The 12,393-nt window shown below is 74.4% G+C and carries 13 protein-coding genes; 5 read left to right on the top strand and 8 right to left on the bottom strand.

Features of this window, described 5'->3' with window-relative positions:
* Positions 1 to 58: 58 nt before the first annotated feature.
* Positions 59 to 388, bottom strand: coding sequence for a WhiB family transcriptional regulator (locus O2V61_RS14370; protein ID WP_442929177.1), 330 nt, complete (start codon positions 386 to 388; stop codon positions 59 to 61).
* Positions 389 to 707: 319 nt separating this feature from the next.
* On the opposite strand from O2V61_RS14370, the gene cofD reads away from it, so the two are divergent.
* The 3 genes from cofD to O2V61_RS14355 are packed head-to-tail and all read left to right on the top strand — an operon-like array spanning position 708 to position 3,379.
* Positions 708 to 1,667 carry a 2-phospho-L-lactate transferase gene (cofD, locus tag O2V61_RS14365; protein ID WP_269183955.1) on the top strand — a complete coding sequence of 320 codons (960 nt, stop codon included), beginning with the start codon at positions 708 to 710 and terminating at the stop codon, positions 1,665 to 1,667.
* Entirely contained in the window at positions 1,664 to 2,728 is a 1,065-nt protein-coding gene (locus tag O2V61_RS14360; RefSeq protein ID WP_269183954.1) for a coenzyme F420-0:L-glutamate ligase, read from the top strand. Before cofD ends, O2V61_RS14360 begins: the two co-directional genes overlap by 4 nt.
* 48 nt (positions 2,729 to 2,776) lie before the next feature.
* Positions 2,777 to 3,379, top strand: coding sequence for a dTDP-4-dehydrorhamnose 3,5-epimerase family protein (locus tag O2V61_RS14355; protein WP_269183953.1), 603 nt, complete (start codon positions 2,777 to 2,779; stop codon positions 3,377 to 3,379).
* A 28-nt stretch (positions 3,380 to 3,407) separates the two neighbouring features.
* Here the strand turns inward: O2V61_RS14355 and rfbD are convergent, their stop codons facing one another.
* Both rfbD and rfbB read right to left on the bottom strand, forming a co-directional pair.
* The gene (gene rfbD, locus O2V61_RS14350) at positions 3,408 to 4,304 is read right to left on the bottom strand and encodes a dTDP-4-dehydrorhamnose reductase (protein ID WP_269183952.1); all 897 of its coding nucleotides are present in this window, start codon (positions 4,302 to 4,304) and stop codon (positions 3,408 to 3,410) included.
* Positions 4,301 to 5,296, bottom strand: coding sequence for a dTDP-glucose 4,6-dehydratase (rfbB, locus tag O2V61_RS14345; RefSeq protein ID WP_269183951.1), 996 nt, complete (start codon positions 5,294 to 5,296; stop codon positions 4,301 to 4,303). The genes rfbD and rfbB overlap by 4 nt, the downstream gene beginning before the upstream one ends.
* A gap of 111 nt (positions 5,297 to 5,407) precedes the next feature.
* Between rfbB and rfbA the strand changes: the two genes are divergently transcribed.
* Positions 5,408 to 6,271 (top strand): glucose-1-phosphate thymidylyltransferase RfbA, encoded by an 864-nt coding sequence (gene rfbA / locus O2V61_RS14340; protein ID WP_269183950.1) that lies wholly within the window; start codon positions 5,408 to 5,410, stop codon positions 6,269 to 6,271.
* 6 nt (positions 6,272 to 6,277) lie between these two features.
* Here rfbA and O2V61_RS14335 read toward each other — a convergent pair whose 3' ends face one another.
* The 5 genes from O2V61_RS14335 to O2V61_RS14315 are packed head-to-tail and all read right to left on the bottom strand — an operon-like array spanning position 6,278 to position 11,337.
* Positions 6,278 to 7,210 (bottom strand): DNA-3-methyladenine glycosylase family protein, encoded by a 933-nt coding sequence (locus O2V61_RS14335; RefSeq protein WP_269183949.1) that lies wholly within the window; start codon positions 7,208 to 7,210, stop codon positions 6,278 to 6,280.
* A gap of 26 nt (positions 7,211 to 7,236) precedes the next feature.
* The gene (locus tag O2V61_RS14330) at positions 7,237 to 8,007 is read right to left on the bottom strand and encodes an SDR family NAD(P)-dependent oxidoreductase (protein ID WP_269183948.1); all 771 of its coding nucleotides are present in this window, start codon (positions 8,005 to 8,007) and stop codon (positions 7,237 to 7,239) included.
* A 41-nt stretch (positions 8,008 to 8,048) separates the two neighbouring features.
* The gene (locus O2V61_RS14325; protein ID WP_269183947.1) at positions 8,049 to 9,149 is read right to left on the bottom strand and encodes a mannose-1-phosphate guanylyltransferase; all 1,101 of its coding nucleotides are present in this window, start codon (positions 9,147 to 9,149) and stop codon (positions 8,049 to 8,051) included.
* A 47-nt stretch (positions 9,150 to 9,196) separates the two neighbouring features.
* Positions 9,197 to 10,129 carry a glycosyltransferase family 2 protein gene (locus O2V61_RS14320; RefSeq protein WP_269183946.1) on the bottom strand — a complete coding sequence of 311 codons (933 nt, stop codon included), beginning with the start codon at positions 10,127 to 10,129 and terminating at the stop codon, positions 9,197 to 9,199.
* A gap of 59 nt (positions 10,130 to 10,188) precedes the next feature.
* The gene (locus tag O2V61_RS14315) at positions 10,189 to 11,337 is read right to left on the bottom strand and encodes a glycosyltransferase family 4 protein (RefSeq protein ID WP_269183945.1); all 1,149 of its coding nucleotides are present in this window, start codon (positions 11,335 to 11,337) and stop codon (positions 10,189 to 10,191) included.
* A 171-nt stretch (positions 11,338 to 11,508) separates the two neighbouring features.
* Here O2V61_RS14315 and O2V61_RS14310 point away from each other — a divergent pair, with 171 nt between their 5' ends.
* Positions 11,509 to 12,336, top strand: coding sequence for a hypothetical protein (locus O2V61_RS14310; protein WP_269183944.1), 828 nt, complete (start codon positions 11,509 to 11,511; stop codon positions 12,334 to 12,336).
* Positions 12,337 to 12,393: the final 57 nt, after the last annotated feature.

Raw genomic sequence — 12,393 nt, 5'->3', positions numbered from 1 at the left:
ACCGTCCGGGAGGAGAACGGGGAGTTCGGGACGTGCGATCCAGGGGACCTGGGTTTCGTCAGCCGGCCTGGCGGCGCAGGCGGCGACGCTCACGCTCGGAGAGCCCGCCCCAGATGCCGAAGCGCTCGTCCATGGTCAGCGCGTACTCCAGGCACTCGGCGCGGACCTCGCAGCCGGTGCAGATCTTCTTGGCCTCGCGGGTGGAGCCGCCCTTCTCCGGGAAGAACGCCTCCGGGTCGGTCTCCGCGCACAGCGCGCGCTCCTGCCAACTCTGGTCCTCGGCGTCCACGCCCGGGAGCCCGGCGTCGAAGACACCTGCCCTCCCCAGCACGTCCCGCCCGGAGGAGGCCGGCGTGGGGCCTGCTGCAGAGCTCTCGTGCTCGGTCAACCACGACACCTCGGCCATCACGTTGCGTCCCCTCTCGCTGCGTCCTGGCGCGTGCAACTGGGCGGGTCCCAGTCGCCAGCACCTGATGACGACATCGGAATTACACGCGTGTCGTTGAGTCGAGGTCAAGTCGGGCCGGTGTAACGCAGCACCACATCCGTCCCACAGGTGACAACTCGTCCGGGAGTGATCACAGCCCACCCCGACACGCCGCGTTCCGCCACACCATCTGCCATCGAGACCGGACGGTTTCGTGTAGATCATCTGGGGCCGACCCGGGTCCGCCGTGGAGTTCTGACGATCAGGCACCATGGGTGGGGTGCACATCGTCGTACTCGCCGGCGGCATCGGCGGCGCCCGCTTCCTCCGCGGCCTCCTCGCGGCGGCTCCCGACGCCGAGGTGACCGCCGTGGTCAACACCGGCGACGACGTGACCCTGCACGGGCTGCGGATCTGCCCCGACCTGGACACCGTGATGTACACGCTGGGTGACGGCATCGACGAGGACCGTGGCTGGGGCCGTCGGGGCGAGAGCTGGACGGTGAAGGACGAACTGGCCGCCTACGGTGCAGAACCGACGTGGTTCGGTCTCGGCGACCGGGACATCGCGACCCATCTCGTCCGCACCCGCATGCTCGACGCCGGCTACCCGCTCTCCGACGTCACCGCCGCGCTCGCGCAGCGCTGGCAACCGGGGGTGCGGCTGCTGCCGATGAGCGACCAGCGGGTCGAGACGCACGTCGTGGTGGACGACCCCGACACCGGCCGCCCGCGCGCCATCCACTTCCAGGAGTGGTGGATCCGGCACCGGGCCGCCCTGGCCGCCCGCAGCTTCGTCCAGGTCGGGGTGGACGACGCCCGTCCCGGCCCCGGCGTCGTCGAGGCCCTCCGCACCGCCGACGCGGTGCTCTTCGCCCCGTCCAACCCGGTCGTCTCGATCGGCACCGTGCTGGGGGTGCCCGGGATCCGCGACGCCGTCCGGGCCGCCGCCGGCCGGGTGGTCGGCATCTCCCCCATCGTCGACGGCGCCGCGCTGCGCGGCATGGCCGACCGCTGTCTGCCCGTGGTCGGCGTCGAGGTCAGCGCGGAAGGTGTCGGCCGGCACTACGGCGCCCGGTCCGCCGGCGGCCTGCTGGACGCCTGGCTGGTGCACACCGGCGACCAGGCCACCGTGCCCGGCGTCGACGTGCGCGCCGTCCCGTTGCTGATGAGCTCACCGGAGGCGACGCAGGCGCTGGCCCAGGCCGCGCTGGACGCAGCCGGAGCAGGGTCCCGGTGACCGCACCACCGGCGGGCATCTCGGTGCTGCCGGTGGCCGGGCTGCCCGAGTTCTCCCCTGGCGACGACCTCGCCGGCGCCGTCGCCGCCGCTGCCCCCTGGCTGGGCGACGACGACGTCCTGGTGGTGACGTCGAAGGTCGTGTCCAAGGTCGAGGGCAACCTGGTGTCGGTCCCGCCGGGTACCGACCGGGAGACCGCACGACAGCAGGCGATCACCGCCGAGACGGTGCGGGTCGTCGCCCGCCGCGGGCCGCTGAGGATCGTCGAGACCCGGCACGGCTGGGTGGTGGCCGCCGCCGGCATCGACGCCTCCAACGTCGCCTCCGACGCCCTGGTGCTGCTGCCCGAGGACGCCGACGCCTCGGCCCGGCGGCTGCGTGACCGGCTGCACGAGCTGCTCGGGGTGACCGTGGCCGTCGTGGTCAGCGACACCTTCGGCCGGCCCTGGCGGGACGGGGTCACCGACGTGGCGATCGGGGCGGCCGGGCTGCCCGCCCTGGTCGACCACCGCGGGGCCGTCGACGTGCACGGCAACCGGCTGGAGACCACCCAGGTCGCGGTGGTCGACGAGCTCGCCGCCGCCGGTGACCTGGTCAAGGGCAAGCTCGGTGGCGTCCCGGTGGCGGTGGTGCGCGGTCTGCGGTTCGCGCCACCGGTGCCGGACGACGGCACCCGTCCGCTGGTCCGGCTCGGCGCCGGCGACCTGTTCCCCACGGGCGCCCGGGACCTGGTCGGCAGCCGCGCCAGCTCCGCCTCCCTCGCCCATCGGGACGGCGCCCTGCTCGCCGTCGCCGAGGCCTTCCGGACCGCCGTGGCCGCGCTGCCGGAGTTCCCGGTGGTCTTCCGCTACGGCAGCGAGGAGGGGGAGGACGGCGACGTCGTCGACGTCCACCTGGCCGACCCGATCACCCCGGTCACCTCGCTGGCCCTCGGCGCGGTCGTCGGCGCGGCGCTGGTCCAGCTGCAGGCCGAGGGCTGGGCGACCCGGTGGGAGCCGGCCGCGACCTTCGGCGGTGCGTCGCTGGCCGGCCGGGTGTGGCTGGGGCGCACCCCCACCTGAGGGGGAGACCCGGTGCCCGCCTCCGCCGGCGGTCGCTAGCGTCGACCCGTGCAGATCCGTGAGCTCGCCGTCCCCGACGCCTATGCGCTGGACCTGGTCCCGCACGGTGACACCCGCGGCCGGTTCACCGAGTGGTTCCGCGCCGACGTGCTCGCCGAGGCGGTCGGTCCGGGCTTCCGGATCGCCCAGGCCAACCACAGCGTCTCCGCCCGCGGCGCGCTGCGGGGCGTGCACTTCGCCTCGGTGCCCCCCGGCCAGGCCAAGTACGTCTACTGCCCGGCCGGCACGGTGCTCGACGTGGTGGTCGACCTGCGGGTCGGCTCGCCGACCTTCGGTGTGCACGACACGGTGCTGCTGGACAGCGCGCAGCCGCGCGCGGTCTACCTGGCCGAAGGGCTGGGACACGCGTTCGTCTCCCTCGCCGACGCCAGCTCGGTCACCTACCTCGTGTCCACCGGCTACTCCCCCGGTCGGGAGTTCGGCGTGCACCCGATGGACCCCGAGCTGGACCTGCCCTGGCCGGCCGACGTCGAGTTCGAGCTGTCAGCCAAGGACCTCGCCGCGCCCACCCTCGCCGCCGCCCGTGAGCAGGGCCTGCTGCCCACCATGGCCGAGTGTCAGGCGCGGTACGCAGAGCTGCGCGGCAGCTGACGAGCTCGCGACTCCAGCCCCACCCGGGTCAGCTGCGGAGGGCGCCGAGCCGGTCGACGCAGGCGCGCACGGAGGTCGCCCAGGGCGGCAGCGGCGTCAGCCCGGCCGCCACCCAGGCAGCGGGGTCCAGCACGCTGTAGGCCGGTCGCACCGCACGGCTGGGGAACGCGTCGGTCGTGGTGGGCTGCACCCGCCCCGGATCGGCGCCGGCGAGCTCGAAGACCAGCCGGGCGAGCCCGAACCAGGTGGTGGAGCCGCCGTTCGTGGCGTGCAACAGGCCGCGAGCCTGTGCCAGCGACACCTCCACCAGCCCGCGGGCGAGGTCGGCCGACCAGGTCGGGCTGCCGGTCTGGTCGTCGACGACGGACAGGGTGTCCCGCTCGCGCTCGAGCCGGAGCATGGTGCGCACGAAGTTGCTGCCGTGCGCGGCGTGCACCCAGGAGGTCCGGACGACGACGGCGTCGTCGTCCACCGCCGCGATCGCGTGCTCCCCGGCCAGCTTCGTCCGGCCGTAGGCGGTCCGCGGTGCGGGCTCGTCGTCGACCCGGTACGGCGTGCTGGCCGTGCCGGCGAAGACGTAGTCGGTGGAGACGTGCACCAGCCGGCCGCGCCCGGCCAGCTCCTCGGCCAGCCAGCCCGGGGCGGCCCCGTTGACCAGCAGCGCGGTCGCCTCGTCGTCCTCAGCGGCGTCCACCGCCGTGTAGGCGGCGGCGTTGACCACCACCGGCCGCGCACCGGCCGCCCGGGCCAGGTGCAGCCACCCGCGGACCCGCGCGCGCACCTGGGCCTCGTCGGTGAGGTCCAGCTCGGCCCGGCCGAGCGCGGTCACGGTGTCGTCCGGACGGTCCGCCGCCAGCACCGCCTGCAGGTCGGTGCCGAGCTGCCCGCCCGCCCCGGTGACCAGCCAGGAGGTCGGGGCGGTCACGAGCGCGCGGTCGCCGCGGCGGCCTTGAGCGGCTCCCACCAGGCGCGGTTGTCCCGGTACCACTGGACGGTCAGCGCGAGACCGTCCTCGAAGCTCATGCGCGGGGCATAGCCGAGCGCAGCGGTCTTGGAGTGGTCGACGGAGTAGCGCAGGTCGTGACCGCCGCCGCGCGGGTCGACGATGTTCTCCACGTGGCTCCAGTCGCGGCCGGTGGCCACCAGCAGCTGCTCGGTGAGCTCCTTGTTGGACAGCTCCCGCCCACCGCCGATGTTGTAGAACTCCCCCGGCCGCCCCTTCTCCAGCACCAGCTGGATCCCCCGGCAGTGGTCGTCGACGAACAGCCAGTCGCGCACGTTGGCGCCCTCCCCGTAGAGCGGCACCGTGAGCCCGTCCAGCAGGTTGGTGACGAACAGCGGGATGACCTTCTCCGGGAAGTGGTACGGCCCGTAGTTGTTGCTGCACCGGGTGATCGAGACGTCCAGCCCGTAGGTCTTCGCGTAGGCCCGGGCGATCAGGTCGCTGCCCGCCTTCGCCGCCGAGTACGGCGAGTTGGGCTCGAGCAGGTGGTCCTCGGTCCACGAGCCGGAGTCGATCGAGCCGTAGACCTCGTCGGTGGAGACGTGCACGACCCGGCGGACGCCGTGCCGGAGCGCGGCGTCGAACACCTGCTGGGCGCCCAGCACGTTGGTCAGCACGAAGCCGGCGGCACCGGTGATCGAGCGGTCGACGTGGGACTCCGCAGCGAAGTGGACCACCATGTCGTGCCCGGGCAGGGCAGCGTCCAGGTCCGCGGCGACGCAGATGTCGCCCTGCACGAACCGGTAGCGCGGGCTGTCGGAGACCGGGGCGAGGTTGGCCAGGTTGCCGGCGTAGGTGAGCTTGTCGAAGACGGTGACCTCGGCGTCCTCGAAGCCCGGGTACCCGCCGGAGAGCATGGTGCGCACGTAGTGCGAACCGATGAAGCCGGCACCGCCGGTGACCAGGACGCGCATGCCCGAGACGCTAGGCGACGCGGCTGCCGGGCGGGGCGTGCCACGTCGGAGCTCATCCGCCGGGGTGAGTGGCACCACCGCTCCACGTCACCGGCCGCTTACGGTCAGCGGATGCGAGGGATCATCTTGGCCGGCGGGACCGGCAGCCGACTGTGGCCCATCACCCTGGGCGTCAGCAAGCAGCTCATGCCGGTCTACGACAAGCCGATGATCTACTACCCGCTCTCCACCCTGATGATGGCGGGGATCCGCGAGGTCCTGGTCATCACCACCCCGGAGGACCGCGACTCCTTCGCCCGGTTGCTCGGTGACGGCACGCGGCTGGGCATGCGGATCGAGTACGCGGTGCAGCCCCGGCCGGAGGGGCTCGCGCAGGCGTTCCTCATCGGCGCGGACTTCCTCGACGGCCAGGCGGCCGCCCTGGTGCTGGGCGACAACATCTTCTACGGCGCCGGCCTGGGCACCGCCCTGTCCCGGCTGCCCGAGCCCGACGGCGGGCACGTCTTCGCCTACCACGTCGCCGACCCGGCGGCCTACGGCGTCGTGGAGTTCGACGACGCCGGCCGGGTGCTCTCCATCGAGGAGAAGCCGGCGGTGCCCAAGAGCTCCTACGCCGTCCCGGGGCTGTACTTCTTCGGCCCGGACGTCGTCGCGGTCGCCCGCGGCATCACCCCCAGTGCCCGGGGCGAGCTGGAGATCACCGCCGTCAACGAGCACTACCTGCGGCAGGGCCGGCTCACCGTCACCGTGCTGGACCGTGGCACCGCCTGGCTGGACACCGGCACCTTCGCCTCGTTGCGCCAGGCCACCGAGTTCGTCTCGGTGGTCGAGGAGCGGCAGGGGCTGAAGATCGGCTGCATCGAGGAGGTCGCCTGGCGCAACGGCTGGCTGGACGACGCGGGGCTCCGCGCCGCGGCCGAGCCGCTGGCCAAGAGCGGGTACGGCGACTACCTGCGGGGCCTGCTCGCCGGCTGACCGGAGTCAGATCGAGCGGTACTGGGTGGGGGCCATCCGGGGGCCCCGCTTGGGCGGCATGCTGCCGCCGACCTCCAGCAACCGGACGACGCGCTGCCGGTGCCCGCGCCAGGGCTCCAGCAGTTCGAGCATCCCGGCGTCGTCGGTCTTCCGGCCGGCCAGCGACCAGCCCACCAGGTTCTTCAGGTGGTAGTCGCCGACGCTGACCGAGTCCGGGCAGCCCACGGCGCGCTGGGCCACCTCGGCCGCGGTCCAGACGCCGATGCCCGGCACCGACTGCAGCCGGCGGCGCAGGTCGGCGCAGTCGTCGTGGACGCCGGCCTCCAGCCGGGACGCGACCGAGGCGACCGCCCGCAGCGACCGGCGGCGGGCACCGTCCAGCCCGCAGCCGTGCCACTGCCAGTCGGTGACCGCGAGCACCCGCTCGGCCGAGGGCACCACCCGCATCCCCGCCGGCGCCGGTCCGGGCGCGGTCTCACCGGCCAGCCCCAGCAGTTCACGGAAGGTGCGGTGCGCCTCGATGCCGGTCACCTTCTGCTCCAGGACGGCCGGCAGCAGGGCGTCCCACACCCGCCCGGTGCTGCCCAGCCGCAGCCACGGCGCCCCGCGGTGCAGCCGGGCGACGAGCGGGTGCGAGGTCGGGTCGAAGTCCTCCGGCCGGTCGTCGGCCCCCAGCCAGCGGGGCGCGCGCCGGCCGGCCCACGCTGCGCCCGGTCCCCAGGCCTGCACCCGGATGGCCGACGCGCCTCCGGTCAGCCGCACGGTGGCCGGCCCATCGGGGGTGGTCGTCGTCCGCCAGACGCCGTCCTCGGCGTAGCGCAGCGTCGGGTCGCCGGTGCCCCGGCGGTCCCGGGACAGCGTCCGGCGCACGTCCAGCGGCCAGTCCGGCGTCCAGACCTGGTCGTGCGCCGGTGCGTCGACGGCCGACAGCTCCCCCACGGCGTTCCTCCCGGTACGTGCTGTCGTCAGCGCGGTGCCATCCGCAGCGCGCCGTCCATCCGGACGACCTCACCGTTCAGGTAGCCGTGCCGCACGATGTCCAGCGCCAGCTCGGCGAAGTCCTCGGGCCGCCCCAGCCGCTTGGGGAACGGGATGCCGGCGGCCAGCGCCGTCCGGGCCTCCTCGGGCAGCGAGGCGAGCAGCGGGGTGTCGACCAGCCCGGGGGCGATCGTGCAGACCCGCACGCCGACGGAGGAGAGGTCGCGCGCCGCCGGGAGGGTCAGTCCGACGATGCCGCCCTTGGACGCGGCGTAGGCGGTCTGGCCGATCTGGCCGTCGTAGGCGGCGATCGAGGCGGTGTTGACGACGACGCCGCGTTCGCCGTCCTCGTCGGGCTCGGTGCGGGCCATCGCGGCGGCGGCCAACCGCAGCACGTTGAAGGTGCCGATCAGGTTGACGGTCACGGTGCGGCTGAACGGGGCCAGGTCGTGCGCGGACCCGTCGCGGCCGAGCACCCGCTGCGCCCAGCCGATGCCGGCGCAGTTGACCGCGATCCGCAGCGGCCGGTCCTTGCCCGTCGCGTCCTCGATCGCCGCCTGCACCGACGCCTCGTCGGTGACGTCGGTGCGGACGAAGGTGGTGTGGCCCCCCAGCTCGGCGGCCAGCGCCTGCCCGCGGTCCTCCTGCAGGTCCAGGACGGTGACCGCGACACCGGCCGCGGTCAGCGCACGGGTGGTGGCCTCACCGAGGCCAGAGGCCCCTCCGGTGACGACAGCGGCGACGTCGAGGTTCTTCATGCGCCCGAGGTTAACCAGCGCGCTGCCGCCACCGGACGCCCTCAGCTGAAGCGCGGGCCGAACCGCTCCCCCGTCGCGCCGAGCAGCTGCTTGACCCGTTCGGCGTCGGAGACGGGACAGACCATCGTGACGTCGGCGGTGTGCACGACCACGCTGTCCCGCACGCCGACCAGCGCGACCAGGTGCTCCGGGTCGTCACTCAGCACGACGTTGCCCGAGCTGTCCAGCAGCACGGTCAGCCCCCGGGTGGCGTTGCCCGCCTCGTCGGCGGTCAGCGTGTTCGCCAGCGCCGGCCACGAGCCGACGTCCAGCCAGTCGACGTCCAGGTCGACCACGGCCACCCGGCCAGGCTCCGCGGCCGCCGGCTCCAGCACGGCGTAGTCGACGCTGATCTTCGGCAGGGTCGGGAAGACCTCGGCGAGGACGGCGTCCCGCTCCGGGCCGGCCGGCGCGGCGACGATGCGCCCCAGGCCGGCGGCCGACTCCGGCAGGTGGTCGGCGAGCGCGTCCAGGACGGTCTGCGCCCGCCAGACGAACATCCCCGAGTTCCAGACGTACTCGCCGCTGGCCAGGTACTGCTCGGCGGTGGCCAGGTCCGGCTTCTCCCGGAACGACGCCGCCTCGCTCGCGCCGGCCACCTCGGTCGGCGCGCCCTTCTGCACGTAGCCGAAGCCGGTGGCCGGCGACGTCGGCGTGACACCGAGGGTCACCAGCGCCCGCGGCCGGACGGCGAGGAGGTCGTAGGCGGTGCGCAGCGCGTCGGCGAACCGCTCGACCGGCCGGATCACGTGGTCGGCGCTGACCACGGCCAGCTCGGCGTCGGGGTCGACGTCGGCGACGAGTGCGGCGGCCAGCCCGACGGCGTTGGCGGTGTCCCGGGCGACCGGCTCCAGGACCAGCCGGTCGGCCCGCAGCTCGGGCAGCGCGGCCCGCACCTGGTCGCCGTACCGGGCCGCGGTGCACACCCAGATCTGCTCCGTCGGGAGCACCGCCTGCAGCCGGGTGAAGGCCTCGGCCAGCAGGCTGTGCGCGGAGCCGTCCTCCGCAGCCACGACGTCGAGCAGCTGCTTCGGGCGCTCGGCCCGGGACAGCGGCCAGAGCCGGGTGCCGGATCCGCCCGCCATGATCACCGCGTGTCGCATGGTCGTCCGTCCTCAGTCGTCATCGTGTCGGGGTGAAGGGGGCCGGGTCAGCCGCGGCGGAGGCGCCGACGGCTCCGCTGGGCCGGGAGTTCGTCGACCGTCTGCTGCGGCTGCGCACCCTCGTCCACCCGGCTGCTGACGTAGGAGACCAGCATCCGGCCGCCCAGTCCGGCCCGCAGCACCGCCCGCAGCGGGGCGTGCCGGCGTCGCGGGTAGTCGGCCGACAGGTACCGCAGCGCGCTCGTGTGGTGCACCCGCTGCATCCGGTGGGCCGAGCGCTTCGTCGCGTGCCCGCCCTCGTGCGTCACCACAGCGGTGGGCACGTACACCTGCAGCCACCCTCGCTGACCCAGGCGGCGGGCCAGGTCGACGTCCTCGAAGTACATGAAGTAGCCAGGGTCGAAGCCACCGACCGAGGCGAAGGCGCCCACGTCCACCAGGAAGCAGCTGCCGGAGAGCCAGCCCGCCGGACGCTCGACGATCTCCTCGTGCTCCCGGCGGTACCGGGCCGTCCACGGGTTGGCCGGCCAGGCCCAGCCGAGCAGGGCGTGCCCGACACCGGTCGACAGCGCCGGCAACTCGCGGGCGGAGGGGTAGATGGTCCCCTCCGGCGTCCGGATCGCCGGTCCGAGCGTCGCCGCGCGGGGCCACCGGGCGGCCGCGGCCAGCAGCTCGTCGACCGAACCGGGCTCGAAGCGGACGTCGGGGTTGGCGATCAGCGCATGGCCCGAGCTGAGGTCGGCCAGCCCGGCGTTGGCTGCGGCGCCGTACCCGACGTTGCCGCCGGTCCGCAGCAGCCGGACCTCGGGGCGCTCCCGGGCCATCTGCTCGGGCACCCCGTCGGTGGAGCCGTTGTCGGCCAGCACCACCTCGTACCGGCGGGTGGTCGCCTCGGCCAGGGAGTCCAGGAAGGCGGCCAGCGTCTCCCCGGGCGAGTAGGTGACGACGACGACCGTCAGTGTCGCCGAGGTGCTGCCCACAGCGCGACCCTAGACGGCGCCGGGAGCCACACCGCGCACCGGCTCGGCCGGCGGGCACGTCAGCGGCGGCGCCACCACGGACCCGACCCGGCAGCGGCTTCGTACACCGCGAGGTGCACGTCCGCGGCCCGGCCCCAGGTGAACGTGGCCGCCCGGGTCACGGCCCGGGTCGCCAGCCTCTCCCGCTCCCCGGCATCGGCGAGCAGCGAGCGCAGTGCCGCAGCGATCGAGGGCTGGTCGACGCCGCAGTAGGCGACCGCGTCACCGCCGACCTCGGGCAGCGCGAGCCGTTCGGTGGTGAGCACCGTCGCCCGGCAGGCCATCGCCTCCAGCACCGGCAGGCCGAAGCCCTCGCCGAGGCTCGGATAGGCCACGACCTCCGCCCCGCCGAGGAAGCCGGGCAGGTCGGTGAGCGGCAGGTAGCCGGGACGCAGCACGGTCAGGTGTGCCGGGACGGCGGCCACGGCGGCGTCCACCCGGTCGTCCCAGCCCATCCCGCCGGCCAGCACCAGCGCCGGTGGGTCGTCCTGCTCGCGGACGGCGTCCACCCAGGCGCCGATCAGCGCGGGCACGTTCTTCCGCGGTTCGATCGTGCCCAGGAAGGCGACGTACCGGCGACCGGACAGGCCCAGCGATGCGGCGACCCGGGCCCGATCGCCGTCGGCCGGGGGACGGAACACCGTGTCGTCGACCCCGTGCCACGCGACGTGGATCTTGCCGGGGTCCACGTCCGCCTCCCGGGCCACCTCGGCCCGGGTCGCCTCCGACGGCGCGATCAGCGCGGCCGCACAGCGCCCGGCCAGCCGGGTGGCTCCGCGGAAGAACCGGGCCTTGACCGGCGAGTGCACGGCCCGATCGGTGAAGAAGGTCGCGTCGTGGACGGTCACGACGACGGGCACCGGGGCCGCCAGCGGCAGGGTGTAGTGCGGGCTGTGCAGCACGTCGGCCCTCCAGCGGCGGGCCAGCCGGGGCAGGCCGCTCTGCTCCCACGCCAGCCGTACCGGACGGCGGGCGGCCGGTCCCGGGGCAGCGACCACCTCGGCGGCCGGGACCGTCCGGGCGAAGCCGGCGACGTCGTGCGGCTGGGCGACGACCAGCAGGTCGACGTCACGCTCGCCCAGCGCAGGCAGGACGCCGTCCAGGTAGCGGCCGACCCCACCGCGGTCGTGCGGGATCGCCGTGACGTCGACCAACACCTTCAGCCCCATGCCATCAGCCTCACCACGCGGTCACCCTACGAGCACCGCGGACCGTCCCGGAGGGCGGATGACCAGACCGGCTCCGCGCCGCGAGGGGCTGGTGTGGCGGGCGGCGACTCACGAGGCCCGCGGACGCGCGCCTGCTGGCTCGCACACAGAGTGATGTTTAGGTTCCGGTACGTGACGGTTCTCCCGCTGTACTTCTGGCACATCCCCAAGACCGCTGGCACGTCGTTCATCCAGTGGCTCGACTCCCACCACGAGCCGGATGACGTCTTCGCCCCCCAACTCCTCCCCCAGCTGGAGGCCACGAGGGACGAGGACCTCCGGGGCCGGCTGCTGTACCGGGGACACCTCGCCGACGAGCTGTCCCGGCGACTCGCCGGGCCCACCGTCGACATCACGTTGCTCCGCAACCCCCGCGCGCGGACCGTCTCCCACCTGTGCCACATCTGGCGCGCTCCCGAGCACTACCTGCACGATCGACTCCACCGCATCGGCAACGACCTCGCCGCCGTGGTCCAGGACCCGGTGCTGCGACTGGCGCTGACCGACGTCCAGGCCCGCTACCTCGCGACCAGCACCGCCGACACGCGTGACACCCGCCTGCCCGAGGAGGCGACGGGGTTCTTCCTGGCCCAGGCCCGCTACGAGCTGGCCGCACTGCCGTCGAAGCCGGTGCTGGTGCACCGCGCGACCCAGCGGCTCCGGCGGATGGCCGACTTCGGCTTCGCCGAGGAGCTGGACGCCCTCGCCCAGCGGGTGGCGAACCGGCGGGGCTGGCCGCCGGCCACCGCGATGCCCCGTTCGAACGTCCGTCCCGCCGGCGCACCGTGGGAGCTCCCGGCCCTCACGCCCGGCGACCTGCGTGCGCTGGACTCGCTGAACCGGGCCGACTCCGCGCTCTACCAAGCCGCCCGCCGCCTGGTCCAGCTCCGTGCGGTGCGCAGCACCCCCGCCCGGATCCCGTTCCCCCGGCGGGGTGAGCGCGCGACGGCTCCGGTCTGACCGCTCGGGGGCTGGTGGCCGGGCCGCCGACGTAGCCTGCTCGGGCGTCCGTCGCAC

Source organism: Modestobacter sp. VKM Ac-2985, from assembly GCF_026967925.1.
Taxonomy (GTDB): domain Bacteria; phylum Actinomycetota; class Actinomycetes; order Mycobacteriales; family Geodermatophilaceae; genus Modestobacter.
Note: the sequence above shows the minus strand (reverse complement) of the source record. Positions and strands in the feature narration are given on the sequence as shown.